This window comes from Acinetobacter sp. V102_4, assembly GCF_031799005.1.
Lineage (GTDB): Bacteria > Pseudomonadota > Gammaproteobacteria > Pseudomonadales > Moraxellaceae > Acinetobacter > Acinetobacter calcoaceticus.
In genome coordinates, this window is record NZ_JAVQNR010000033.1 from 219,554 (window position 1) to 245,161 (window position 25,608).

Below are 25,608 nucleotides of genomic sequence, written 5' to 3' on the forward strand. Positions count from 1 at the left end.
ATTGTTATAAAATCATTCACTATCCAACTCAACCGAAGCGGTTGGGTCTATTAATCTTTGCCATAAATTGCAAACGACCGCACGGGTACTACGCCAGTCCGCTGCGCTGACTTGCATGGATTGATTTGCAAGGGCTAAACGGTGGCTTTCGGCACGTTCACTAAGATAGGCTCGAATTAATGCTGTGGCATCTTCACTGGATAAGCAGTCTGCTTTAGCAGCATCTTCTAATATTCTTACATTATCAGAATAATGGGCGAGATCGGGTTTCGTCCCGCTCCATGCAAGTACAGCATACTGTGCCATAAATTCGATATCGACGATACCACCTGCGTCCTGTTTTAAATGAAAAATACCATGTTTTTTTTGTTCAGAAGACGAACCTAGGTGGTCTTTCATTTTCTGACGCATTTTCAACACTTCTTCACGAACATAAGCCTCATCTCTAGATTGAGTCAATATCTCACGGCGAAATATTTCAAATTTCTGGCAAAGCACCTCATCACCAGCAATAGAGCGTGCTCGAACGAGTGCCTGATGCTCCCAAAGCCATGCACTTTTCAACTGATAGTGTTCGTAGGCCTTAAGACTTGTCACCAATAAACCCGCCTCACCTGAAGGTCTTAACCGCGTATCAATTTCATAGACACGGCCATCAAGGGTTTGAGTGGTCATGAGTGACATAAACTTTTGGGCGACACGCATCGCAAACTCAAAGCCACTAATAGACTTCGTTCCATCCGTATCGGCTTGTTCATCCAGATAATGAATAAAGACAAGATCTAAATCGGAGCCATAACCCAGCTCAATTCCACCTACCTTGCCATAACCAATGACAGCAAAGGCTTTGTAATCGAGTGAGCAACGTTTCCCATCGGCATCACATGGATAACCATGACGTTTTGCTACGGTCTGATAAGCCAAATTAAGGGTTGCATTCACACTCACTTCAGCAATATCGGTTAACGCATCGGATACTTTCATTAGTGGGCTTTCAGCTAACACATCGCTTGCAGCGACCGTTAACACATTACTCTTTTTAAACAGGCGAAGTACCCGCATTTGATCTTCAACCTGATCAATTTCGATACGAAGTAATTGCTGACGTAATGAGTCTTCCAAGTCCTTACGTTTTGGTAATTCAAAGTCCATCGATAAAAACTCATCAAGCAGTACTGGATATTGCGTTAGCTCTTCACAAATCCATGGACTTACGGTCGCCATTTTAACTAAGCGTTGTAATGCCCCTTTACTTTCAATCAGCATGACTAAGTACACTGTCCGGCGCATGACCGATTCAATCAGCGGCATTAAACGTAAAAGTGCTGTTTGAGGTTGTTCGGACTGTAAGATCACTTCAATTAAATGAGGCCAGAATGTTTTTAAACGCTGGACTGCATTTGAAGGTAGTTTTTTAAGTGCATGACCGTGCCAAAACTCATGAATCAGATTTTTCGCATTGTCATCCAACACTTCATCTAACTGCTGCTCTAACTGTCCAAAGTTTTCAGTTGCGGCATTTGAACTTGTATCTTCAATCAATTGCTTAAATTGAACTTTTACTTTCTGGCGTTTCTCATTGAGAACATCAATAAATTTATTCCAGCTCGCAAAGCCCAAGGTATCTATAATGCGTTGTCTTAGGTCAATTTCTTCGGGCAATAGCTGAGTTTGCTGATCGTTAAGGGCTTGAATTGCATGTTCAACACGGCGTAAAAACAGATAGGCATCTTCTAATTCTAAAACGGCCTGTTTTTCTAACAAACCTGCTTCGCCAATGTGCTCAAGGCTGACTAAACATTGGCGGTCTTGTAACTCACGCTTAGACCCGCCATAAATAAGCTGGAACACCTGAACAATAAATTCAATTTCGCGAATACCACCCGCGCCGAGTTTAATATCATCCTCGATATGACGGCGTAGAACTTCTCGCTCAATCATGGCTTTCATATCGCGCATAGCAGCAAAAGCGGTGTAATCGACATAACGACGGAATACAAAAGGACGTGTCATTTCTAACAAGTCTTGCCCTTCTTTATCTCCAGTTACAACACGTGCCTTAATCCATGCATAGCGTTCCCATTCACGACCATGCTGACTTAAATATTTTTCCAAAGCTGCATGACTAATCGCCAATGCCGAGCCATCTCCCCAAGGACGCAAGCGCATGTCTACTCGAAACACAAAACCATCTGCGGTAATGTGCTCAAGCAAATAAATGAGTTTTTGTCCCCATAAAATACAGAACTGCTGAACATCAATGCATTTACGACCATTGGTTTCACCTTGTTCATCAAAGGCAAAAATCAGGTCGATATCACTCGAGAGGTTAAGCTCTTGTGCACCCAGCTTACCCATGGCAACTACAATCAAATCTTGAACTTTGCCAGAGTAACCCACAGGTTCACCGTGTTTCGCTACGAGTGCTACACGCGCAAAAGCCTTTGCCGCACAAATACTGGCATCGGCAAAATCAGAAAGTTCACGAGTAAGTGTGACAACATCGGTAAGCTGATTGGCATCTTGCCAGATCCAGCGAAACATTAAACGACCACGCAAAATACGAAGTGCGCGCATCCAAGATATTTCGTCACCAATTCCATCTAATGTGGTTTGTACAAATTGATAAATTTGATCAGTTGAGAGCGGTGCAGTAAATTGATCTATTTGGTAATCTTGTTCTAAAACAGCCTGATGCAGGCCTAAAACTTGTTCTGCATACTGACTAGCACGCAATGTTTTTTGTAACTGCTCCGCATTCATATAAAAAGCTCTTTTCCTCGTACTCTCTTTTTAGTTATAGCAGTTCGAGTAGTGGTAGGAAAAGGGATTAGACTAATTTTGCTTCCGATGATGATTGATATTCGATATGAGGATCATGACTGTCTTGAGCCGAAGGTAATAAAACTTTAAATGTAGTTCCAACACCCTCTTTGGAGCTGACATTAATTTTCCCCTGATTAATCTCGACAAAACGTTTACACAAGCTCAAACCTAAACCCGCACCTTTTTCACCTGCGGTACCTTTAAAGCTGGCAGTAATACGTGGATGGAACAAATTCGCCATTTGTTGCTTGGTCATACCGAGACCTGTGTCTCGCACTGTTATTTCAATATTTTCGCCAGTTTGTTTGGCTTCAATAAAGACTTTGCCCGAACCATCAACATCTGTAAATTTCAGCGCGTTTGACACCAAGTTTTGAATCACTGAGGTCATCATATTGATATCAGCATAGATTTTTAAATCTTCTGGAACAGCATTCACCAATTCAATATTTTTCTTTAAAGCTAAGGTATATAAAACATCAAAAACGATATTACTGACTTGTCTAAGGTTAAAGTTAATCGGGTGATAAACAAAACGCCCACCCTCAGCCATCGCCCATGTCAGTAAGCTTTCGAGCAAGTTATAGGTCGATTGAGAAGTGTCATATAGATAGTCTGCAATGTTTTGAATGCTCGATTCATCTAAAGTTTCACGCTCTTTGGCGAGTACTTCTGAAAAACCTAGCAGACCATGAAATGGCGCTCGGAGATCATGTGAAATGATTGAAAAGAATTTTGTTTTACTTGAATTAATCGCGACTTGTTGCTCATACAGTTCGTTTAACTCTTCATAGTTAAACTTCAACTCAACCTGTTGCATAAAAGTAGAGCAGTAATCGAGCAATAACTGGATGTCTTCATCTTCAAATGTTGCTGCATCGTCATCAAAAAAAACGGCAAAGCCCATAGAGGTTTTATCGGGATGTAGAAGATGTACGGCCAACGCCCTACTGCACTCAATATTTAATTCTTTTAAATAGTTGGTTAAATTTTGATAGGAAGGATGTAAGTGATTAATCACCTGTTGTTTAGCAAAGCACTGTTTTAAATGTTTTGAAGGTTTAAACGAAATGGCGGTCATACCATCTGGGCAACGATGCCAAAAGTAAGGTTCTTGATTAAAAGTCAATAAGGCTTTTTTACACTTCAAAAGACGAAGACTAAACCGGAAAAATTGCTCGATATAGTTCTGCTCGGCATTTAATCCAAGCAAAAGCGATATTCTACAAGCACTTAACTGCTCAATCTGGTTTAGTTCTAAATGTTGGAATGTCATTGCCCGCCTCACAGATTTTGTCGTTTTTGGTCGGAACCGCTCTTAAAAGAAATGTACTTATAATCATTATGATCTACTACAAACTTTAACACAGTACATTAAAAGAGCAACTTTCTTTTCAAAATAGAAATGTGAAGTTTCAATTAAAGGTTTTTAGATACATAAAGTGGGTATGTTTGAGGAAAATACAACAAATGTTTGAAGGTAGAGAATTGTAAGATGTTAGAAATGCGAGTTCAGAATACTAGTAAAAAAGTACAACTTGGTTTAAAGATTTTTATGTTCAGTCATACTTAGGGTCAATTATTACTGAGCTTTTATTAAACTTGTTTTGAATTTGCCTCAGTACATCTTAAGTTTAGAAAATTAAAGCTTCTTAGAAGCTCAAGCTTAGCTCATAATTCGAGTCCGACCCTCGGAACCAAATCATGAGCTATTAATTTCTTAAATTCTATCGACTTTCCTATCACCAACAAAAAACCCCTAAAGCCGTTAGCTTAGGGGTTTTCGTAGAATCTTACGATTCTGAATATGGTCCCGAGGGTCGGACTCGAACCGACACGTCATCTCTGACAGCGGATTTTGAGTCCGCCGCGTCTACCAATTTCACCACCTCGGGAGAGGAAGTATGTTTGTGTTGCGTATATTAGCGCGTTTGTAAAACTTGTCAAACCCTAAGTGAATATTATCGTTCACTTTTAGACCACTTAAACATTTTTCATGATTTAAGCCAGAAGCACAGCCATAAAAAAGCGAAAAAGTTTATACTAGGCGCAATTTTTGCGGTGTTTTTTCTCAAATATGCAACTGTCTGACTTTTCCTTTGAATTACCTGATGAACTTATTGCCCGTTACCCTCTCGAATCACGTAGTGCTTCGCGGTTATTGCACTTAGACTCAAAGGGTCAATATCACGATCACATGTTCACAGACATTATCGATCTGTTCGAAGAAGGTGATCTGCTAGTGCTCAATGATACCAAAGTCATGAAAGCACGACTAAAAGGAAAACGCTCTACAGGCGGTACTATTGAGATTTTGGTTGAGCGTATGCTGAACCACACCACAGCGTATTGTCATATTAAATCAAGCAACTCACCTAAAGCGGGTGCTGAGCTTTTTGTTGGTGCAGATAACATTCCTGTGATTGTACGTGGTCGTCACGAAAATTTATTTGTGGTTGAGTTTTCACAGCCAATCTTGCCTGTCCTTGAGCAATATGGTCAATTACCTATTCCGCCTTACTTTAACCGTGAAGCAGAAGAAATTGACACCGAACGTTATCAAACGGTTTTTCATAATCCTGAAAAAATTGCCAGTGTTGCCGCACCTACTGCAAGCTTACATTTTGATGAAGAATTATTAGCAAAGTTAGAACAAAAAAATGTTCAAAAAACCTTTGTGACTCTTCACGTTGGTGCTGGCACATTTATGCCCGTTCGTACTGATGACATTACCAACCATATCATGCACAGTGAATGGTGTGATGTTCCTCAAGAAACAATTGATCTGATTTTGGCGACTAAAGCACGCGGAAATAAAGTGATTGCCATAGGTACAACTGCAACACGTGCTTTGGAAAGTGCAGCTCAAGCCCATAGCGGTAAAATTGCGGCTTGGACTGGCGACACGCAAATCTTTATCTATCCAGGCTACCAGTTCTGCATCGTAGACCGTTTAATTACGAACTTCCATTTACCAGAATCTACCCTGCTCATGTTGGTATCAGCGCTATCAAATCGAGACAACATTTTGGCTGCCTATGAACATGCAGTTAAAAGCCGCTATCGTTTCTTTAGCTATGGCGATGCAATGCTGATTGATAAGGTAGAAGTTTAAAAATTAAAATTCTGATCGATATTGTTAATCATCTATACACATCTTCTATGATAAGGATGCAAATATTTAGCAATATCGATTAGCTTTACCAAGTCGATTATAATTTTTATAAGCCTGAATTTTAGATATTTCCTTCATTAAAATATCTATGCCATAAAACCTATCCTTAGTTTCTCCCATCTTTTTATATAACGGCTACATTTAGTAGTAGAACTACATCGCAGAATCAAGGAAAATAGCTCTCTTTTTAGCAGCGAACTGTTTCTTCGCCTCTGCTCGTGTTCAGGATTTTTAGATGAAGTTTGAAAAATTAGGTCAGTCGGGGCGCGCCCGTCGTGGTCGTTTAACTTTAGAGCATGGTGTTGTTGAAACACCTGTTTTTATGCCAGTGGGGACTTACGGTACAGTCAAAGGTATGTTACCGCGTGATATCGAAGACATTCAGGCACAAATTATTTTAGGAAATACCTTCCATTTATATTTGCGTCCGGGTCTTGAAGTGATTAAAGAACACGGCGGTTTGCATAACTTTATTAAATGGGATAAGCCAATTTTGACTGACTCTGGCGGTTTCCAGGTTTTTAGTCTTGGCGCAATGCGCAAAATCAAAGAGGAAGGTGTTACTTTCCGCTCACCGATTGATGGTTCAAAAGTATTTTTATCACCTGAAATTTCTATGGAAATTCAGCAGGTTTTGAACTCTGACATCGTCATGATTTTTGATGAATGTACACCTTATCCTGCAACGCATGAAGAAGCACAAAAATCATTGCAGCTTTCTTTACGCTGGGCAAAACGTTGTAAAACCCATCATCATGATGAACTCAAAAATAAGAATGCGTTATTTGGCATTATTCAAGGCGGTATGTATGAAGACTTACGTGATGAGTCTTTAAATGGCCTTCTTGAAATTGGCTTTGACGGTTATGCGATTGGCGGCTTATCTGTAGGTGAACCTAAAGATGAGATGATCAAAGTTTTAGATTATCTACCAAGCAAAATGCCACAAGATAAACCGCGTTACTTGATGGGTGTTGGTAAACCGGAAGATATCGTTGAAGCGGTGCGCCGCGGTGTCGATATGTTCGACTGTGTAATGCCAACCCGTAATGCGCGAAACGGTCATTATTTTGTCACTGATGGTCTGGTACGTATTCGTAATAGTAAATATCGCCATGACCAGAGCCCGCTCGATCCACATTGCGATTGCTACACTTGTAAGAACTTTACCCGTGCTTATCTATTCCATCTTGAAAAATGTGGAGAGATGTTAGCGTCTATGCTCGGTACTATTCATAACTTACGTTATTACCAACGTTTAACTGAAGGTATGCGTGATGCATTAGAGAATGGCACATTTGATGAATTTGTTCAGGACTTTTATGCCCGTCGTGGTTTAGAAGTTCCACCATGTCCGGTTGATGAATAAGCCCGATTTGCGCTCAACCTCAAGACAAGGTAAATTGCAAAACGAATTAGGATTATGTCAGGTATCTGACTCATATTTTTAACTTTAGGAAATCAAAATGAGCTTTTTAATTTCTGCTGCACATGCAGCACCGGCAGCTGGCCCAACTACAGGTATTTTGCCAAACATCTTGATGATTGTCGTATTCGTTGCAATCTTTTATTTCTTAATTTGGCGCCCTCAAGCAAAACGTGCTAAAGAGCACCGTTCTTTAATCGAGAGCTTAGGTGTAGGTAGTGAAGTTGTGTTCGCTGGTGGTTTAATGGGCAAAGTGACCAAAATTGAAGGTGACTATGCAGTTGTTGAACTTAGCCGTGGTGTAGAAGTAAAAATTCAGCGTGCCAGCGTAATTTCAGTATTACCTGAAGGCACTCTAAATAACCTTTAATCATAAAACAGTCGTGCTTTAGCACGGCTTTTTCATTTAAGAAGAAAGCGAATGCGTTACCCTGCATGGAAATATTTACTGATTCTGGTTGTTCTGGTAATCAGTACATTATACGCACTGCCTAGTCTATATCCGGATGAGCCCGCCGTTCAAATTTCCGGTGCCAAAGCTGGCACCCAAATTGATCAAAGTGTGGTGCAAAAAGCAGAGCAAATTTTAAAAACAGCAAATATTGCAAGTCACGATAATACTTTTACAAATAATGCTGCCCTATTGCGTGTCAGCTCTTCTGAAGCGCAATTGAAAGCAAAAGAAGTATTACGCCGTGACTTAGGTGATCAATATGTTGTCGCCCTAAACCTTGCACCAACCACACCGGAATGGTTGCAAAAGATTGGGGCAAAACCAATGAAACTTGGTTTGGACTTACGTGGTGGTGTTCACTTCTTGCTTGAAGTAGATATGGACAAAGCCGTTGCCCAACGTATGGAAACCTCTGCCACCGATTTGCGTCGTCAGTTCCGTGAAAACAAGATCAAATTTAATAGTCTTGCATTAACAAACAATGTAATCACTGTTCAATTTGCTGACAATGCTGACCGTGATGCAGCAATGGATTTTTTACGTCGTAATGGGAATGAATATACCCAACAGGCATTAGCAAGCTCTACAGGTTCTACTTTAAAGCTTTCTTATACTGATGTACGTCGCCAAGAAATTCAGTCATATGCGGTGAATCAAAACTTAACAACATTACGTAATCGTATTAACGAACTTGGTGTTGCAGAAGCATTGGTACAAAGTCAGGGTAGCAACCGTATTGTCGTTGAATTACCGGGTGTGCAAGATACAGCTGAAGCGAAACGTGTTTTAGGCCGTACTGCAAACCTCGAATTCCGTTTGGTTTCTGACGCAAATGATCAATATATTGACCCATATACAGGTAAATATAATGGTCAACCTTTACCTCCGGGCACAGAAGTTTTTGCTTATGAGTCTTTAGACAGCGGTCGTCAACTTTTGTTGCAACGTAACCGTATCTTGACGGGTGAGCGTGTTCAAAATGCAAGTTCTGGCTTTAGCCAAGACTCTGGTGGTGCCGAAGTAAATATTACTCTCGACAGTGCTGGCGGTAAGCTTATGTCCGATGCAACTCGTAATGCTGTTGGTAAACGCATGGCGGTATTGTTCATCGAAAATAAGCAAAAAATTACTTATGTCACAGATCCTAAAACTGGTGCACAAACAGAAGTTCGTACTCCATACACTGAATCTGTAGTCATCAATGCTGCAACAGTTCAGGCTGTTTTAGGTTCAACTTTCCGTATTACCGGTTTAAGTTCTCCTCAAGAAGCATCAGAACTTGCATTAATGCTACGTGCAGGTGCTTTGGCTGCGCCAATGTATTTTGTTGAAGAACGTGTAGTTGGTCCTAGCCTTGGTCAAGAAAACATTGATAAGGGCGTATTATCAACTCAAATCGGCTTCTTGCTTGTTGCAATCTGGATGGTGGTTTTCTTCCGTCTATTCGGTTTAATCGCTAACTTTGCACTCGTTGTTAACTTGGCAATGATTTTAACGGTTATGTCATGGATTGGGGCTTCCCTCACCTTACCTGGTATTGCGGGTATCGTTATTACCATTGGTATGGCCGTCGATGCAAACGTATTGATATGTGAGCGTATTCGAGAAGAAATGCTCTGGGGTGCATCGCCCAAACAGGCCATTGTGGCCGGTTATGATCGAGCCTACAACACCATTTTTGACTCGAACTTAACGACGTTCCTCGTTGCATTCATTCTGTTTGCAATTGGTACAGGCCCGATCAAAGGTTTCGCCGTAACATTAATGATTGGTATCGTGTGTTCGATGTTTACTGCAATTACAGTGACTCGCGCAATTGTACAAATCATTTATGGTAAACGCCGTAATTTGAAAAAGTTGAGCATTTAAGGAGATCGATGATGACTAAAGTGACTCAACAAGATTCAAAACAATATGGACGTCCGGATGATGCAAAAATCATCCCGTTCATGAAGATTGCCAAACCTGCGGCAATCTTCTCGATCCTTATTACGTTAGCGAGTATTTTCTTTATTGTAACTAAAGGTCTTAACCTCGGTTTGGACTTTACAGGTGGTGTTTCAGCTGAGCTTAACTATGCTCAACCAGCAAATCAGTCTGAAGTTATTCAGGCACTCGACAAAGCTGGCTTTAAAGATGCTGTAGTACAGACACTTGGTAGCAATAAAGACTTACTTGTACGCATGCCTGTACAAGAAGTTAAGGTTGAAGACCTTAATAACGCGATTACTAAGGCTGTACAGTTGCCAAACAATGCCGCAGAAGTTCACAAAGTGGACTCTGTAGGTGGTCAAGTTGGTAACGAGCTTTATGTTCGCTCTGCTGGTGCAGTTGCACTTGCACTTATCTTAATGTTGATTTACGTGACGATCCGTTTCGAGTTCAAACTCGCGATGGGTGCCGTGATGTCTTTATTCCACGACATCATCATTATTATTGGTGCTTTTGCATTATTCCAGTGGCCATTTGACCTTACGGTTTTAGCTGCGGTACTTGCTGTTATTGGCTTCTCGCTTAACGATAACATCGTAGTGTCAGACCGTATCCGTGAAAATTTCCGTAAAATTCGCGGAGCGACTCCTCGTGAAATTATCGATATTGCTTTAACCGAGACTTTACGTCGTACCATTCATACATCAATGACCTTATTGCTTGTAGTTCTAGCAATGATGTTCTTAGGTGGTGATGGTCTACACTGGTTCGCTGTTGCAATGTTTGTTGGTGTCTTTGTAGGTACTTACTCTTCAATTTATATCGGTACAGCTTTTGCCTTATGGCGTGGACTTAACCGTCAGGACTTCATCGTTCAGGTTAAACCTGAATTTGAGGATGAAATTCCTTAAGTTGTCTAAAGTAAGACATATAAAAAAACCGCGATTCATTCGCGGTTTTTTTATTTAAAACATATTATTTACGGCGCAATGCATCCGAAATTGCTTCAACTAACTGTTGAGAAATTTCTTGTTTAGATGCTTTCTCTAACTCACGCTTTTTCATGTGATAGTTTTCAGCAAAGAAAACCGTCATGGCATTTTCATCAGAAGCAAAACCAATATCTGCACGTGACACATCGTTACATGCAATCATATCTAGTTTTTTAGCGACCAGTTTTCCTGCTGCATATTCTTCAACATTTTGTGTTTCGGCTGCAAAGCCCACCATAAATGGACGTTTTTCCTGACCCGCAATGGTTGCCACAATATCCGGATTTTTCACAAGGGAAACACTCAACTCATCCCCTGCCTTCTTAATTTTATGCTCGGCAACTTCTGCTACGCGATAGTCTGCGACTGCGGCAGTTGCAATGAAGATATCACAGCCTGTTTCTAACGAGTTCATGCTGATATCTAACATTTGTCTTGCAGAGGCAACATTTACTCTTTTTACACCATTCGGTGTATCTAAACTTACAGGTCCAGCAATTAACGTCACTTGTGCACCAGCAGCGTAACAAGCAGCAGCTAAAGCAAAGCCCATTTTACCAGTACTGTGGTTCGAGATATAACGAACAGGGTCAATCGCTTCACGCGTTGGCCCAGCGGTAATAACCACCCGCTTTCCAGCCAACAAGCCAAATTTTTCAGCGATTGCACGTTGAGCCTGATGGAAATAGCCAGCCACTTGCCTTGCAATTTCTTCTGGCTCTGGCATACGGCCTAAACCGACATCACCACACGCCTGCTCACCCGCATCTGGCATAATCACGTGTACGCCATCTTCGACCAAGGTTTGTAAATTTCGTTGCGTTGCTTTGGCCGCCCACATTTGCTGGTTCATGGCAGGTGCAACCCACACAGGAGATTTTGTTGCCAAAAACACTGTACTGAGCAAGTCATCTGCTAAACCATGCGCAAATTTTGCCAAAGTATCGCAGCTTGCAGGCGCAACCAGTAATAAATCAGCCCAACGTGCTAATTCAATATGTCCCATCCCAGCTTCAGCCGCAGGATCTAAAAGTTCAGTATGAACAGGATTACCAGAAAGAGCCTGAAACGTTAGTGGGGTAATAAATGCCTGAGCACCATGTGTCATGACCACACGCACATCAAAGCCATAATCTTTAAGGCGACGGACTAAAATGGCACTTTTATAGGCAGCAATTCCGCCAGTGACAGCTAAAACAATGTTTTTATGAGGAATAACACTTAGATCAAAGCTCACGAACAGGATACCTTACTGTTGCAGTGGCGCTCACAATAGCATTAAATACGCGCAGACCCAAGATTGATTGGGCAAACAAAATAAAATTTTAAGCGAATTATGCTGGGGAATATGAATACTTCTATTAAAAATTGGCCCGAACAAGAACGGCCAAGAGAACGGTTATTACAACAAGGTCCGCAAAGTCTATCAGATGCAGAGCTGCTCGCGATTTTTCTTCGATCAGGTTCACGACAACATTCAGCAGTCGAACTATCACGTTTACTCATTCAGCACTTTGGTAGCCTAAATGCAGTATTTGATTCATCGTTAAGTGAGTTAACTCAATTTAATGGAATTGGAGCGACGAAATATTCACAATTACTAGCAGTCAAAGAACTCGGACGGCGTTATCTCGATCATCACTTTCAGAAAAATAATATCAGCCTTCACACTTCTGATTTAGTTTTGGATTATTTGCGCTACGAATTAAAAGGCGAGAAACAAGAAGTCTTTGCAGTGCTCTGTCTATATCCAGAATTAAGAAAACTTCACTTTAAAAAGTTATTTTTTGGGTCAGTTCAACATTGTGCAGTTTCAGTCAATCAAACCCTACGCTACGCCCTACAACAACATGCTTGCCAACTGGTCATTGCACACAATCATCCATTTGGTTCAGCACAGCCTTCTAACGAAGATATTGCCTTAACTCAACAACTGGAACATGCCTGTCAGCTTGTCGAAATACGCCTTTTGGATCATTTTATTATCTCACCAGAAGGAAGCTTTTCATTTGCTGAACAACAACTGCTCAACCCAGCAATAATATCAGTTCAATGATATTGACAAAGGGGCACTAAGCCTAGAAGATCAAAGCAAAAATAGTGACGTTAAAAATAAAATGATTGTTCGTGAGCAGCCTAGTATTTTCAAAGTATTATTCTCTTGGCGAGGGACAATTTTACCCAAAATTTTACCCTCTCTAGGGGTCGTTATGCTGATTTCAGCAATCATTGGGGGCGTAGAATATATCAATCTTTATCGCTTTCCAGAGATTCCTTTGGTTGGCTTTACTCTTATTGGCGTCGTACTTTCTATTTTCTTAGGATTTAAAAATACTGCATGTTATGACCGTTGGTGGGAAGCCCGAAAATTATGGGGTGTTTTAATTGCAACTTCACGCCATTTTGACCGTGACTGCCGAATTTTGACTCAAGCCCGCCGTGAACGTGTTATTCAGCATGTGATTGTTTTTGCTAATGTGTTACGTGATCGTTTACGTCGTCAGACTGCGAACCCAACTGAGTTAATACAAACCAGCGGTATGAGCCAGCAAGCACTCACCCAGCTCTATCAGCAAAATAATGCCCCTCAGTACACACTTAGCCTCATTCACTGGGAATTATTGCAAGCGCTTAAAGAAGGTGAAATCTCAGACATCATCTATGCACAGATGAATAGAAATGTTGCAGATTTAAGTGTCGTGCAAACTGGCTGTGACCGAATCGCCAATACACCCATTCCATTTGCCTATTCAGTTTTGCTCAACCGCACGGTCTATTTTTTCTGTTTTATGTTGCCATTCAGTCTTGGTTCATTGCTTGGATTAGCAACACCTTTACTGGTGGGAATTTTGGCATATACATTCTTAGGACTTGATGCACTCAGCTCGGAAATTGAAGAGCCCTTCGGTACTCAAAGTAATGATTTACCTTTAGATGCCATGGTACGTAGTATCGAAATTGAACTTTTAGGGACTTTGGGGAAACCTACCCCACCACCAATTCAAGCTCAAGATAATAACTTGTTGTAATGTCTTAGAGAAAACGTTCCCAAACACCTTGCTGATTAGCCGTTGGTTTAGGTGTATTTCCCAGCTTAATCCATGGCATATTGTCACCATGAAAATCACTACCAATCGACACGGCTAATTGATATTGCTCAATCATCCGATCAATCATCTGGCGAGTAGATAAAGTTTCCATCGGTGGAGGTAACTCAATTGCATCTCCACCTGAAGTTGCGAACAATTCAATTAAATATCGAACGTTAGTTGCAGATAAATCATAACGAGTCGGATGTGCTAAAACTGCCAACCCTTTACTTTCGTGAATCATGTCAATTGTTTCTTTTAACCCTAATCCTTCAAACTTTACAAAAGCACGTCTTCCCTCTTTTAAGAAACGATCAAATGCTTGTTGAGGACGGGTTACAACTTTTTTCTCGACCAGTGTTTTAGCAATGTGTGTTCTGGTGATGCGGTCTGCCAGATCTTCTACTTTGGCAAGAACATCTTCATAAATCTGAAAACCAATACATTTTTCTAATAAATCGCAAATTACTTTAGCTCTTTGCGCTCGTACTCTTTTTTGTTGTTCTAATGCTTCTAAAATTGGCGCTTCATTTTGCATATTTAAAGCCACAATATGTACGCCATAACTCTTCTTCGTTGTTGGACGTGACCACTGACTTGAAATCTCTGTACCAGAAATGATTTTTAAATCATGACCTTGTGCAGCAATTCTAGCTCGCTGCAACCCATCCATTGTATCGTGGTCAGTTAAAGCCAAAGTATGCAAATTCACATCTATAGCAGCTTGCACCAGTAATTCCGGAGACAAAGTTCCATCAGAAATATTGCTATGTGTATGTAAATCTATGCCTTGCATCTTTTATACTATGCCATTCACCAAACCTGATCAGATACTCTAACATGAAAGCACTTCTGGACTTTGTTCCATTAATTATTTTCTTCTATTTATATAAAACAGTTGATCCAACCGATACACAGCATCCTTTACTTAAACTGATCGGGTCTGCTGGTGGTGCCGATAATAATAATATTCTTGTAGCGACTACAGGCTTAATTATTTCAATGCTTGTGGTATATGGTGCCCTATTTGTTTTCCAAAAATTCCGTCTAGATAAACAACAGTGGTTTGTATTGTTTATGACTGTCATTTTTGGTGGCATCACACTCATGTTAAGTGATGATTTCTATATTCGTCTAAAAGCTGCAATTTTAAATTTGGTTTTCGCAGGCGCATTCTTGGTTTCACCTTGGTTTGGTAAAGACCGTAAGCCACTCATACGACGTTTATTTGATCCTATTTTAGATTTAAGTGAAAAAGGTTGGAAAAATCTAAATTTCGCTTGGGCAGTCATGTTTGTGGTGATGTCTTGTTTACATATCTTCTTCGCGTTTTTATTTCATGGCGGAAAATATTGGGGTGAATTCACTGCATTTGGTGACATGATTGTCATGTTTTCATTTATCATTATTCAGTTCATTATTTTACGTAAACATTTTAAGTCACCTGAAGCTTAAAATGATTCCTGATTGATTACAGAGATACGATTACATGCCTTTTTTTGTTCTAAGCTGTACCGATAACGAAGGAACTTTAGAAAAACGCTTGGCAGTACGCCCTCAGCATATCGAACGTTTGCAAAAACTTGATGATGAAGGCCGCCTTGTTACAGCGGGAGCTATGCCAAAAGACCCGAATGATCCTCAAGCAGGTTTTTATGGCAGCACCATGATTGTTGAATTCGACAGTCGCGAAGCATTAGACGAATGGTTAAAAGAAGAACCATTTCTCAAAGAAGGCATTTATGCTCATATTGATGTAAAACCGTTTAATAAAGCATTTCCAAAAGGGTAATCATATGCACCCTGCAATCAAAAGCTTTCTCGGCTTGTGTTTGATCTGTTCAACTGCTAATGCAGTTGAACCTGCTGCCACACCAGCAACGACTCCTCCAAGTGCTCCTTCAACTCAGACTGCGAACAAGCCAGTTCCAACAGCTGGTACAACGGCGTCGACCGCAACAAAACCACTCACGGCTGAGCAACTTGCAAAGAATAAACAACAGCAAGATGCGAAAATCAAAGCTTTAGTTCAAGATCAGGCATCTCGTTTAAAACAGTTAGAACATGCCAATCTTGAAGCACTCGCCCAGAACCAAGAGTTACAGTTAAAAAATGATAGCCTCTCTGTTCAGGTTCAAGTCTTACAAAGCGAACGTAGTGCGCAAATGTTTTTATATGGCGCGGTTACCTTAGCTGGTGGCGTATTACTAGGTTTCTTTATCTCTAGTTATATTCATACAAAACGTCGACGCCAGTGGTAAATCCAAGCGATCTATTAAACTAAATGAACGTATCAAACCGTATACAAACAGCAGAACTGGACTGGGAATTAATCGATGGTATCGAGGTTCCCATTTCCAAACAATTTGGTGATGTCTATTTCTCTAAAGATAATGGCTTGCTTGAAACACGGCATGTTTTTCTAAATGGTAACGACTTATCAGAACGCTTAGCCAATCTAAAAGATTTTGAATATTTCAGTGTAGGAGAAACCGGTTTTGGTACGGGTTTAAACATTCTTGCACTTTGGCAACTTTGGCAACAAGTCCGTCCTGATAATCAAAGCCATTTACACGCCATTAGTGTTGAAAAATTTCCATTAAGTAAAACTGACCTCATTCGCGCTTTAAATGTCTGGGATGAGCTTAAACCACTTGCAGACCAGTTAATTGAACAATATCCGCTACCTATTGCCGGATGTCATCGTTTAAGTTTCCCTGAAGAGCGTTTTAGCATCGACTTATGGCTAGGAGATGCACAAGATATTTTCCCAAGCATGGCTAAAACTAAAGCAGTAAATGCTTGGTTTTTAGATGGCTTTGCGCCCTCTTGCAATCCAGACATGTGGGAACAAAACGTTTTAAACCATATTGTTCGTCTTTCTGACTATGGCAGTACATTTTCCTCTTTTAGTGTCGCGGGTGTTTTAAAACGTGGGCTAAAAGCGCATGGTATTAATATTTCTCGTCCACGTGGTTTTCGGCATAAACGGGAAATGCTCAAAGCAATCTGGAATTCACCTCAATCTGATGATGAGTCCTCACCATCAGACCTAGTTCACTCATTGAGTAAGGGACAACAGCATATTGCGATTATTGGGGCCGGTATAGCAGGTTTAACTACGGCGTGGGCATTTGCAGCGCGTGGGCATCAAGTCACCTTATATGAGCGAACAGAGGCATTATCTGGCGCCTCTGGAAACCCTTTAGCCCTGCTTAATCCAAAGCTATGCCCAATTGAGCAAAGTCATGAACATCTGATGACCTTAAGTTGGCAACATGCCTTGAATTTTTATAAAAATTTTCAAGCATTTCGTCCACTTCAAATACAACAAATCGCCTTGAAAAATGCAGACGAACTTCTCGATCTTGTAAATCAATATCCAGCTCAGGTTGTTACCCACTCCACGAACTCACTTGAAACTGAATATTCAAGTGTTTTACTTACCCAAGCGGGTTCTGTTTCACCATATCAACTACGTGATGAAATTTTGCAACATCCTTTGATCGATTTAAAAATTCTCAATATTACAGAGCTTGTATCTTGTGAAAATAAAGTTCAATTGAAGACTGGCAATGAAGTTATTGCAGAGGCAGACAATGTTGTTGTGTGCTGTGCACGTCAAAGCGCGACTTTTTTTGAAAGCTATCCACAGTTAAAACCAATACGTGGGCAAGTAAGCTGGGTTGACAATACTTTTGCTCCCCTGCCTTTACAGGAAGCTTATAGCTATGGCGGCTACTGTATGCAACTTAATGCTTCACAGATGATTTTAGGTGCGTCTTTCTACCCAAATCGTGAGGATCAAGAAGTAGTGCCAGAAGACCATGTGCATAACTTTGAATTAATCCACAGCGTATTCCCTGAATATGCACAACAATTGCCTTCTACAACTACTTGGCAAGGCCGAGCATCTATCCGCGCACAAAGCTTAGATTATTTTCCTCTCGTTGGAAAAATGCAGGAGAATAGCCGAATTGCTACTTTTGCTGGTCTTGGTTCTAAGGGCTTCTTATTTGCTCCGCTATGCAGTGAGATCTTAGTTGCCCAAACGTTAGGAGAAGCTTGTCCAGTACCGGACCGCTTATTACAAAAATTGAATCCGCAACGATTCCAAAAAAAAGTAAAACCTAAAAAGCCTTATTTCAAACCACAATAGTTCAATTCCATAAAAAAGCACCCGAAGGTGCTTTTTTTTATGCGCCCTGCTCTAGAGGCAAGCCGGCATCACGAGCTGCACGTGTCCCCCCCATCAGCACGACATATTCACGCGAGGCATCGAATCCTTCTAGTGTCTCAGCTGCACGAGGAGCTTTGCTACCACCACCACATAAAATATAAATCGGCTGACCCGCAGAGACCTGGTTCAAAATATCAGCATTCAAATCATTAATCGGGCGATTTACCGCACCTTTAACATGCCCTTCTGCATAAGCATTTGTATCACGGACATCCCAGATAACAGCATTTTCTGGGAATTCAAATGTTGTAATTTCTTGTTTACGGATCATTGTGCACTCCTTTGATGTAAACAACACTTGGCAAATGAAGAAAACCCTCTTAGCATCTCAAATATTCTTTCCCTTTGTAAAGGTCTAAACTATGCCTTCTTTCGATATTGTCTCTGAATTAGAGATTTTTGAAGTTAATCATGCTGTACAGAACACACAAAAAGAGATTGCAACACGTTTTGACTTTCGTGGTCATGATGTTTCAGTCGAAATAAACGAAAAAAATAAAGAAATTAAAATCAGTACCGAAAGTGATTTCCAGTGTGAACAAGTTTACAACATGTTAGAAAATCATTTTTACAAACGTAAAATTGATATACAAGCTCTAGACCCGCAAAAAGCTGCTGCTTCAGGCAAAAATTTTGTACAGGTCATTAAACTGAAAGACGGTCTTGACTCAGATACTGCAAAAAAAATTAATAAAGCCATTAAAGAAAGTGGCGTTAAAGTGCAATCTTCTATCCAAGGCGACAAAATTCGTGTAACGGATAAAAAGCGCGACACTTTACAACAAGTGATGAATTTTTTACGTGAACAACAATTTGGTGTGCCATTACAGTTTAATAACTTTAAAGATTAATCTCTTGTCGTGACATTTAAAGCTAAGGTAATTCCATGTCTCAATCCAATCGTCTATCAAAACTGGTAAAAGCGACTTCAAAATTCCCTAAAGGTATTCGGAGTACACTTTGGAGCAAGGCGTTTGGTCGTATCGTACCAATGGTGGGTACAGCAAATATTCGCTATCTGGAAGTAGACTCAAACCACGTTACTGTCCGTTTAGAAAACCAAAAAAATATGCAGAATCATATTAAAGGAGTCCATGCTGCTGCTATGGCTCTTTTAGCAGAAACTGCAACTGGTTTCCTAACGGGTTTACACATTCCTGATAACCGCATTTTATTAATCAAATCATTGCATGTAGATTATTTAAAAGTGGTTGAAGGTGGTTTGACTGCCACAGCAACATTATCTGCTGAACAGCAAAAGTTTATTGCGGATAATGAGAAAGGTGAACTTGTGATTCCGGTTACTGTGATTGATGATGCAGGCAATGAACCAATCCAGTGCCAAATGCTGTGGGCATGGTTACCTAAACGTAAGAAATAAAAATATATAAAAGCCCAAATTTGAATTTGGGCTTTTTTATTATTCACAAGATACTAAAAACTTTTGTCTCGCTTCTTCGGGAATCTGACGCTTATTACCTTTTACATCAACTGCCACAAAGGTAAAGACTCCTTCAGTAATGCGTATTGGTTCACGAGAGTCATCATGACTATCCCAAACTTCAATTTGCATTTGAATAGAAGTATTTCCAACTTTTAAGATTTTGGTATAGCAGCTAATGACAAAGCCAACCTTTACCGGAACCAAAAAGGTCATTTGATTAATGGAAATCGTAGCACAGCGACCACGACTGAAACGTTCTGCGTGAATTGCTCCAGCCAAGTCCATTTGTGACACAATCCATCCACCAAATACATCACCACTCCAGTTTGTATCGGCTGGCATGGCAATCGTTTGTAAGGATAAAACCCCTTCTGGTTTGGTATAAGCTTCTGACACCTTAGCTCCCGAAATTCGTTTGAAGTTGTTGATCAAGCCACTGCTGCAATTCAGGCGCACGTAATGCGCCGCTAATACGCGCGACCTCTGTCGTTTTGTTCATTAAGACAAGTGTCGGAATACTTCTCACATGAAAAGCTTGGCTCAAGCGAGGAGATTCTTCGGTATTAATCTTGGCAAAAATAACGCCTGGATTCTGTTTTGCGACCTGCGCAAAATGTGGCGCCATCATTTTACAAGGTCCACACCACTCTGCCCATAAGTCTATGAAAATAGGTAGATCACTATTCGTGATGTAGTTACTAAAATTTTGCTCATTTAACTCAATAGGTGCAAGCGGTAGTAATGGCTGATGACATTGCCCACAGCTTGGTTGCTCAGGAAGTTTTTCTTCCGGAACTCGGTTTTTTGCACCGCACGATGCACATACAATAATCATTTACACCACTCCTATATGCTGATGTAAAAATTCTAATTGGGTTATCACTGCTTTTTCAAACCATGAACCGTGATAAATATCAAAATGTTTCATATCCCACTCATGATAACTCACAAAAGGCGCAATATTTGTGGCAGCTTCGCGGCTTGATTCAATAGGAATAAGGGAATCTTTTTGGGCTGCAATAAATAAAACCGGAATATTAATCTGGCGTACAACTTGAATTGGACGGTATCTCATCAAATTAAAAAAGACACGGGCTGGGACTTCCCCACTCCAATAATAGTCAGGATTTACAATCGATAAGTAACCATAATAACTATCAGCTGTAGGCATAAAACATAAATTATGTTGATCGACGACAGGCAATCTTTTGGGATTAAGTCCCATTTTTGATCCCATATAGTCCTGACTCGATAACTTCAATGCTTGAGGATAGCGCTGTAAAGGATAAAGCTTGGCAGTTTCAGCTCCATCGACATAAGGAATTTGTACTAAAATTGCCTGAATATTTTTTAATTCAGACGCCAGACTTAGCGCATATCCCCCACTTAATGAAGTCCCCCATAACACGATCCTTCGATTATCCACAAGCTTACAGGTAGAAGCATATTGAATTACTGTCTTCCAATCTTCTAACTGTGAGTTGATGGAGACCATTTCTCTTGGCTTGCCAGTGCTCCCACCCCAATAGCGATAATCAAACAGAATAACAGCGTAACCTGCTTGAGCGAACCGCTGAGCATATTGGATTAATTTAAATTGACGCAACGCAGCAAAACCATGGGCCATAATAATTACGGCAGATTTTTTATTTGTTTTTGGAATATAAAAATCAGCTGCGATCGTTTCCTGACCACATGGAACATATAAGGGCTCAACCGTATAAGCGTGCATATGTGCTCCGTTGAAATAGAATATGAATAACCAATTTTAAAATAGCTTGATGATCATTTTTAAAATTTATAACTTAGCTATAAGGCATAACTTTCTCAGTCAGAACAACACACGAGTGTCTTGTATCTCAGGTTAAGCTTAATGCTATGATACAGCATAAGAGGTTTTGTTAAATTTTGGAGTGACGAAATGTCAAAGAATGTTGGTTTCGCAGGTCAAATTGGTCCAGAGCATGTTGGCCAAGTTGTAGAAAAAGGATTTAAATCGATTATTAATAATCGACCAGATATGGAAGGCGGCCCAGAACAACCTACAAGTGCTCAAATTGAAGAAGCAGCACGCCAAGTAGGCTTAGACTACGTTTATCAACCTGTTGTAGCTGGACAGATTACAGAACTCGATGTACGTACTTTCGCAAATCATTACAATGAGTTGCCAAAACCTGTACTTATGTTCTGCCGTACTGGAAACCGTTCAAACAATCTATATCAATTAGCAAAACAAATGGATTTGCTAGACGATTAATTTAAAAAAAATTAATATTTTATAAAACCCTATTTCCTCTTTAAAGTAGGGTTTTTTGATAACTTATTTGCATATCTCTGCACGAATTCAACAGAACTAAAAATAATATTGATCTAAAGTATTTAAATCTTTTTGAATCATTTATTAATTTTTATGAATAAATTTATATTTGCTCTTTTAACCTGCTTAATTCTTACAGCATGCTCATCAATGCAAGTAAAGCCTACAGTTGGAGTAACTATGGGTACACGAATTTAATCGGATAGCTTCCCCACAAATATAATGAGCAACCTCATGAAATATATGTTATTTTATAAATCTAAAAAATTATTTTAAATAACTTATCATTTTAATTGGGGATAATGATGAAACTTACTCATGGGGTATGTGGGGTTACTTTGGCTGCTTTTTTGACAGCTTGTGGTGGGGGTGGCAGTGATGGCTACTATAACCAAAATTCAAATTCTGGCTCTACAACAACACCAACCACACCATCAACAGATCAAGAGTTAGCAACTTCTGTTTTAAATAGCGTAAAGCAAGAAGGGAAATATTTATTTGGTGCATATGATCTTAATGATGAAAAATTATCAAAAGGTTATATTGATCACGCATTAGATACCTTCGCACAAGGTCCACTAAAGTTAACATTAGATATTCGAAAAGTAGATCTTACCAAGTACTCCGACCACTATCGTGATAAATGCTTTATTAAGAGTACTACAGACTACCGCGCCTGCTATGTATTTAAAGGTGAAGAAATTAAAACCTTGCTTTCTGGTTATAATGATTGGGACTTTGATATTACAGCAGATGATTTAAAGAATATTAAACTGGCAAGCGATAACATATCTCCAAATTTAGAGGATTATCAATCAAATACCAGAATTTATATTTTTGAAAACGAAAATAATGATAAGAACTTCCAGGATGTAACAATTACTGGAGCCTTTGCGTATCCATTTCAACAGTCATGGGGACTTGAACAAACCAAGCAAAAAAGATTTGTGTTAATTAATTCAACAACAAGTGATTATAAAATTACTACAACTACTATTGTTCAAGATCCGGAAACGGGTCAACCCACTGAAAAAGAAGTTACTACTGGTGCAATGAGTGTATATAAAGATAATACATCAACAGATGGTGATCTCTACGTAGTTCAGGGTGGTTCTGGTTTCAACGTACTTATCAATGATAACTCTAATGTTCCTTTTGCAGAACCAATCTCATTTGTCGTGAACTCAACAGCAGGAAATACAAATAATGCGACATATAAGGTGAGTCAATCTGGTAATCAAATCCTAAGCTTACCTAATATTAGTAGCCTTGAAGGAAGTCGCGTTGAAAACGAAGCTCCAGCGACTAATACACAAAAATTTAATGGCAGTATTTATCTAGAAGGAAAAGATATATTTACCTTTAAACAAAGTATGAACGGAACTACTTTGAACTTTAAACATTTAATTAATGGCATAAGTATTGAAGGTCAGTCTATTAATCAGAATGGAACTGTTTCCACTACTTTAAAAACACCTTTTATGCAAAAATTTACATTTTAAAGCTAAATAATTAGAACTAAACCCTCTGTTCAAGAGGGTTTTTCTATATATTCTAAATATCTATTAAAATAGCTTAATGAAAAATGTTCGATATTATTATCATTGGCGCAGGTACAGCAGGCATCAGCGCCTACAAAGAAGCAGTTAAATATACTAAGAATCTTTTAATTATAAATGATGGACCTTGGGATACGACATGCGCTCGTGTAGGCTGTATGCCGAGTAAAATCCTCATCTCTACAGCAAACCGTATGTTTGACATTCAAAATGCTCAAGAGGTTGCTTTGAATGTATCTGCAAAAATTAATACGACTCAGGTTATGCAGCACGTACAAACATTGCGTGATCGTTTTACACAAGCAACTTTAAAAGATGTAGAACAATGGCCTGCTAAACATAAAATTTCTGGTAAAGCACACTTTATTGATGCACAGACTGTAGAAGTTAACGGGAAACATTACCAATCAAAAAGTTTTATTCTGGCGGTTGGTTCAACTCCTAATTATGATCAAGCCTGGAAGCAAAAACTCGGTAATCGACTTATAACAACAGATCAAATATTCGAATTAGAAACACTACCTAAATCTATTGCCGTCATTGGTAGTGGTGTGATTGCCCTTGAGATCGCACAAGCCTTGCATCGTTTAGGTGTAGAAACCACTATATTTGCTCGCAGCAAACGAATTGGAATACTAACTAGCTCGAAACTTCAACAATTTGCGCAAAAAGAGCTAGGGAAAGAATTAAAAATTCTATTCGAGACTTTACCAAGTGAAGTTAAGTGTAATTCTGAGGGTGTCATATTAAATTATAAACTAGAAGAAAAAGAGAAAACTATCAAAGTTGAATATGTTCTAGTTGCAACAGGCCGTTCAAGTTTGCTTGATACTTTAAAACTAGAAAATATTGATAGTTCTTTTAAAGATATTAAGTCATTACCTATAAATGCAAAAACCAAGCAATTAGAGATCTATCCAATTTTTATTGTCGGTGATGCTTATACCTCAACACCATTACAACATGAAGCAGCACATGAGGGGAAAAAAGTTGTTCATAACTGTTTGAACTATCCACAAGTCAATCCAGTTAAGACTCTTACTCCATTAGGAATTGTATTTAGTGATCCAGAAATGGCGATTGTTGGACAAAGCTATAAACAACTAAAAGACACTGGTATAGACTTTATTACAGGTGAAGCTTCTTATGAACGACAAGGCAGAGCTATCGTTCTTGGAAAAAACAAAGGAGGCATTGAGATTTATATAGATAAAGAAAGTCAAAAGCTTCTGGGTGCTGAGTTATTTACAGAAGCAACAGAACATATGGCTCACCTATTAAGCTGGATAATAGGCGAAGGTTTAACCTTAAATGACATTTTAGAGAAACCCTTTTATCATCCAACTCTAGAAGAAGGTCTTCGAACTGCTTTAAAACATGCACGTAGACAGTTGAAATAATCAATCTTAGAAGAGCTCTTTTAATAAAAGTTGGCCCTTCTATACATTAAATTGTTTTAATTAATTCATTTGATGGGAAATAACTGCAACTAGTGAAGCATTCTTTTTAGATGAACCAGTATATATCCATGTCTCTAAAGCCTTTCCATCTTTAGAAATAATATAATTTGTTGTAGTCAAATTTTTATCTTTAGATATTTCCTTTTTATAAGTTAAACCAGTAGATTTAGGGGGCAACCAGCTTTCTAAACTCTTCTGAATTTCAGTTGAGTTTCCTTTATTTATAAATAATGAACATACGCCATTATCGAGTTGAGTAATAACAAACTTTCCTTCTAAAGAGCTTATCATCCAAGCGTTCCCATTATAATCTTTTAAAAAATGTGCAGCATACTCATTAGGCATTTGAATAAAACCCATATTTTTTGCTTGTTTATTTATTATTTCTGGATTTCCTCTAGAACTCACACAAATATTTAAAAAAGCTTTTATGCTAAATAAACTTTCTACAGCTTCATTAGCATAGATAGATTTACTACCAAGTGCTATAGCTAGCATACAGACAAATATTTTTAATCCTACGAATTTCATTATTTATACTCTTGTTATCATTTTAAGGTATTTGGTTTATATCATAATTCATTCCAAAATTACTCTATCATTTTCAATTTCCCAGACATAAAAAAACACCCTCAACTGTTAAGTTGAGGGTGTTTAGAATAATGAGCTGGCGATGACTTACTCTCACATGGGA

At 39.3% G+C, this 25,608-nt stretch carries 25 protein-coding genes and 1 tRNA gene; 16 read left to right on the forward strand and 10 right to left on the reverse strand.

Features of this window, described 5'->3' with window-relative positions; genetic code table 11:
• Positions 1-12: 12 nt before the first annotated feature.
• The 3 genes from glnE to RMB13_RS04820 all read right to left on the reverse strand — a co-directional run bounded on the left by glnE (position 13) and on the right by RMB13_RS04820 (position 4,721).
• Complete coding sequence (gene glnE / locus RMB13_RS04810; protein ID WP_311084553.1) at positions 13-2,763, reverse strand: bifunctional [glutamate--ammonia ligase]-adenylyl-L-tyrosine phosphorylase/[glutamate--ammonia-ligase] adenylyltransferase; 2,751 nt, start codon at positions 2,761-2,763, stop codon at positions 13-15.
• 67 nt (positions 2,764-2,830) lie between these two features.
• Positions 2,831-4,102: a sensor histidine kinase KdpD gene (locus RMB13_RS04815; RefSeq protein ID WP_017389863.1), complete on the reverse strand. Its 1,272-nt coding sequence runs from the start codon at positions 4,100-4,102 to the stop codon at positions 2,831-2,833.
• A 532-nt stretch (positions 4,103-4,634) separates the two neighbouring features.
• Positions 4,635-4,721 (reverse strand) — tRNA-Leu (locus tag RMB13_RS04820).
• Between the two features lie 182 nt (positions 4,722-4,903).
• On the opposite strand from RMB13_RS04820, the gene queA reads away from it, so the two are divergent.
• The 5 genes from queA to secF all read left to right on the forward strand — a co-directional run bounded on the left by queA (position 4,904) and on the right by secF (position 10,724).
• The gene (gene queA, locus RMB13_RS04825; RefSeq protein ID WP_311084554.1) at positions 4,904-5,941 is read left to right on the forward strand and encodes a tRNA preQ1(34) S-adenosylmethionine ribosyltransferase-isomerase QueA; all 1,038 of its coding nucleotides are present in this window, start codon (positions 4,904-4,906) and stop codon (positions 5,939-5,941) included.
• A gap of 295 nt (positions 5,942-6,236) precedes the next feature.
• Positions 6,237-7,370 carry a tRNA guanosine(34) transglycosylase Tgt gene (tgt, locus tag RMB13_RS04830; protein ID WP_004638765.1) on the forward strand — a complete coding sequence of 378 codons (1,134 nt, stop codon included), beginning with the start codon at positions 6,237-6,239 and terminating at the stop codon, positions 7,368-7,370.
• Positions 7,371-7,467: 97 nt separating this feature from the next.
• A complete protein-coding gene (gene yajC / locus RMB13_RS04835) occupies positions 7,468-7,797 on the forward strand; it encodes a preprotein translocase subunit YajC (RefSeq protein WP_003655131.1) in 330 nt (109 codons plus the stop codon).
• Positions 7,798-7,848: 51 nt separating this feature from the next.
• Entirely contained in the window at positions 7,849-9,750 is a 1,902-nt protein-coding gene (gene secD, locus RMB13_RS04840; RefSeq protein ID WP_004638762.1) for a protein translocase subunit SecD, read from the forward strand.
• Between the two features lie 8 nt (positions 9,751-9,758).
• On the forward strand, positions 9,759-10,724 hold the full coding sequence (gene secF, locus RMB13_RS04845; protein WP_017392409.1) for a protein translocase subunit SecF: 966 nt from the start codon (positions 9,759-9,761) through the stop codon (positions 10,722-10,724).
• Between the two features lie 64 nt (positions 10,725-10,788).
• Here secF and coaBC read toward each other — a convergent pair whose 3' ends face one another.
• Complete coding sequence (gene coaBC / locus RMB13_RS04850) at positions 10,789-12,042, reverse strand: bifunctional phosphopantothenoylcysteine decarboxylase/phosphopantothenate--cysteine ligase CoaBC (RefSeq protein ID WP_311084555.1); 1,254 nt, start codon at positions 12,040-12,042, stop codon at positions 10,789-10,791.
• A gap of 99 nt (positions 12,043-12,141) precedes the next feature.
• On the opposite strand from coaBC, the gene radC reads away from it, so the two are divergent.
• On the forward strand, positions 12,142-12,861 hold the full coding sequence (gene radC, locus RMB13_RS04855; RefSeq protein WP_311084556.1) for a RadC family protein: 720 nt from the start codon (positions 12,142-12,144) through the stop codon (positions 12,859-12,861).
• Between the two features lie 61 nt (positions 12,862-12,922).
• Positions 12,923-13,834, forward strand: a complete 912-nt coding sequence (locus RMB13_RS04860; RefSeq protein WP_003655126.1) for a bestrophin family protein — start codon at positions 12,923-12,925, stop codon at positions 13,832-13,834.
• 4 nt (positions 13,835-13,838) lie between these two features.
• On the opposite strand, the gene RMB13_RS04865 is transcribed toward RMB13_RS04860, so the two are convergent.
• Positions 13,839-14,690: a PHP domain-containing protein gene (locus tag RMB13_RS04865; protein WP_311084557.1), complete on the reverse strand. Its 852-nt coding sequence runs from the start codon at positions 14,688-14,690 to the stop codon at positions 13,839-13,841.
• A gap of 44 nt (positions 14,691-14,734) precedes the next feature.
• Here RMB13_RS04865 and RMB13_RS04870 point away from each other — a divergent pair, with 44 nt between their 5' ends.
• From RMB13_RS04870 to mnmC, 4 genes are read left to right on the forward strand one after another with little or no spacing between them, the layout of a single operon-like run.
• On the forward strand, positions 14,735-15,349 hold the full coding sequence (locus RMB13_RS04870; RefSeq protein WP_003655122.1) for a septation protein IspZ: 615 nt from the start codon (positions 14,735-14,737) through the stop codon (positions 15,347-15,349).
• A 34-nt stretch (positions 15,350-15,383) separates the two neighbouring features.
• Positions 15,384-15,686, forward strand: a complete 303-nt coding sequence (locus RMB13_RS04875) for a YciI family protein (RefSeq protein WP_005309522.1) — start codon at positions 15,384-15,386, stop codon at positions 15,684-15,686.
• Positions 15,687-15,690: 4 nt separating this feature from the next.
• Positions 15,691-16,155 (forward strand): hypothetical protein, encoded by a 465-nt coding sequence (locus RMB13_RS04880; protein WP_311084558.1) that lies wholly within the window; start codon positions 15,691-15,693, stop codon positions 16,153-16,155.
• 23 nt (positions 16,156-16,178) lie between these two features.
• Complete coding sequence (gene mnmC, locus RMB13_RS04885) at positions 16,179-18,053, forward strand: FAD-dependent 5-carboxymethylaminomethyl-2-thiouridine(34) oxidoreductase MnmC (protein WP_311084559.1); 1,875 nt, start codon at positions 16,179-16,181, stop codon at positions 18,051-18,053.
• Between the two features lie 37 nt (positions 18,054-18,090).
• On the opposite strand, the gene RMB13_RS04890 is transcribed toward mnmC, so the two are convergent.
• Positions 18,091-18,405: a rhodanese-like domain-containing protein gene (locus RMB13_RS04890; RefSeq protein ID WP_004638747.1), complete on the reverse strand. Its 315-nt coding sequence runs from the start codon at positions 18,403-18,405 to the stop codon at positions 18,091-18,093.
• Positions 18,406-18,496: 91 nt separating this feature from the next.
• On the opposite strand from RMB13_RS04890, the gene RMB13_RS04895 reads away from it, so the two are divergent.
• A complete protein-coding gene (locus RMB13_RS04895) occupies positions 18,497-18,985 on the forward strand; it encodes a YajQ family cyclic di-GMP-binding protein (protein WP_005036089.1) in 489 nt (162 codons plus the stop codon).
• 35 nt (positions 18,986-19,020) lie between these two features.
• The gene (locus tag RMB13_RS04900; protein ID WP_005036088.1) at positions 19,021-19,515 is read left to right on the forward strand and encodes a DUF4442 domain-containing protein; all 495 of its coding nucleotides are present in this window, start codon (positions 19,021-19,023) and stop codon (positions 19,513-19,515) included.
• Between the two features lie 39 nt (positions 19,516-19,554).
• On the opposite strand, the gene RMB13_RS04905 is transcribed toward RMB13_RS04900, so the two are convergent.
• Genes RMB13_RS04905 through RMB13_RS04915 form a run of 3 tightly spaced genes read right to left on the reverse strand, consistent with a single transcriptional unit; the run spans position 19,555 to position 21,310 of the window.
• Positions 19,555-19,974 (reverse strand): acyl-CoA thioesterase, encoded by a 420-nt coding sequence (locus tag RMB13_RS04905; protein ID WP_004638741.1) that lies wholly within the window; start codon positions 19,972-19,974, stop codon positions 19,555-19,557.
• 1 nt (position 19,975) lies between these two features.
• Positions 19,976-20,413, reverse strand: coding sequence for a thioredoxin TrxC (gene trxC / locus RMB13_RS04910; protein ID WP_004638738.1), 438 nt, complete (start codon positions 20,411-20,413; stop codon positions 19,976-19,978).
• Positions 20,414-21,310: an alpha/beta hydrolase gene (locus RMB13_RS04915; RefSeq protein WP_003655110.1), complete on the reverse strand. Its 897-nt coding sequence runs from the start codon at positions 21,308-21,310 to the stop codon at positions 20,414-20,416.
• Between the two features lie 189 nt (positions 21,311-21,499).
• Between RMB13_RS04915 and RMB13_RS04920 the strand changes: the two genes are divergently transcribed.
• From RMB13_RS04920 to RMB13_RS04930, 3 genes are all read left to right on the forward strand, one after another.
• Positions 21,500-21,835, forward strand: coding sequence for a TIGR01244 family sulfur transferase (locus RMB13_RS04920; RefSeq protein WP_311084560.1), 336 nt, complete (start codon positions 21,500-21,502; stop codon positions 21,833-21,835).
• Positions 21,836-22,200: 365 nt separating this feature from the next.
• On the forward strand, positions 22,201-23,397 hold the full coding sequence (locus RMB13_RS04925; protein ID WP_205470168.1) for a hypothetical protein: 1,197 nt from the start codon (positions 22,201-22,203) through the stop codon (positions 23,395-23,397).
• Between the two features lie 83 nt (positions 23,398-23,480).
• Complete coding sequence (locus RMB13_RS04930) at positions 23,481-24,854, forward strand: dihydrolipoyl dehydrogenase (RefSeq protein WP_311084561.1); 1,374 nt, start codon at positions 23,481-23,483, stop codon at positions 24,852-24,854.
• Positions 24,855-24,914: 60 nt separating this feature from the next.
• Here RMB13_RS04930 and RMB13_RS21820 read toward each other — a convergent pair whose 3' ends face one another.
• Entirely contained in the window at positions 24,915-25,445 is a 531-nt protein-coding gene (locus RMB13_RS21820; protein WP_409070786.1) for an NMCC_0638 family (lipo)protein, read from the reverse strand.
• Between the last annotated feature and the right edge of the window lie 163 nt (positions 25,446-25,608).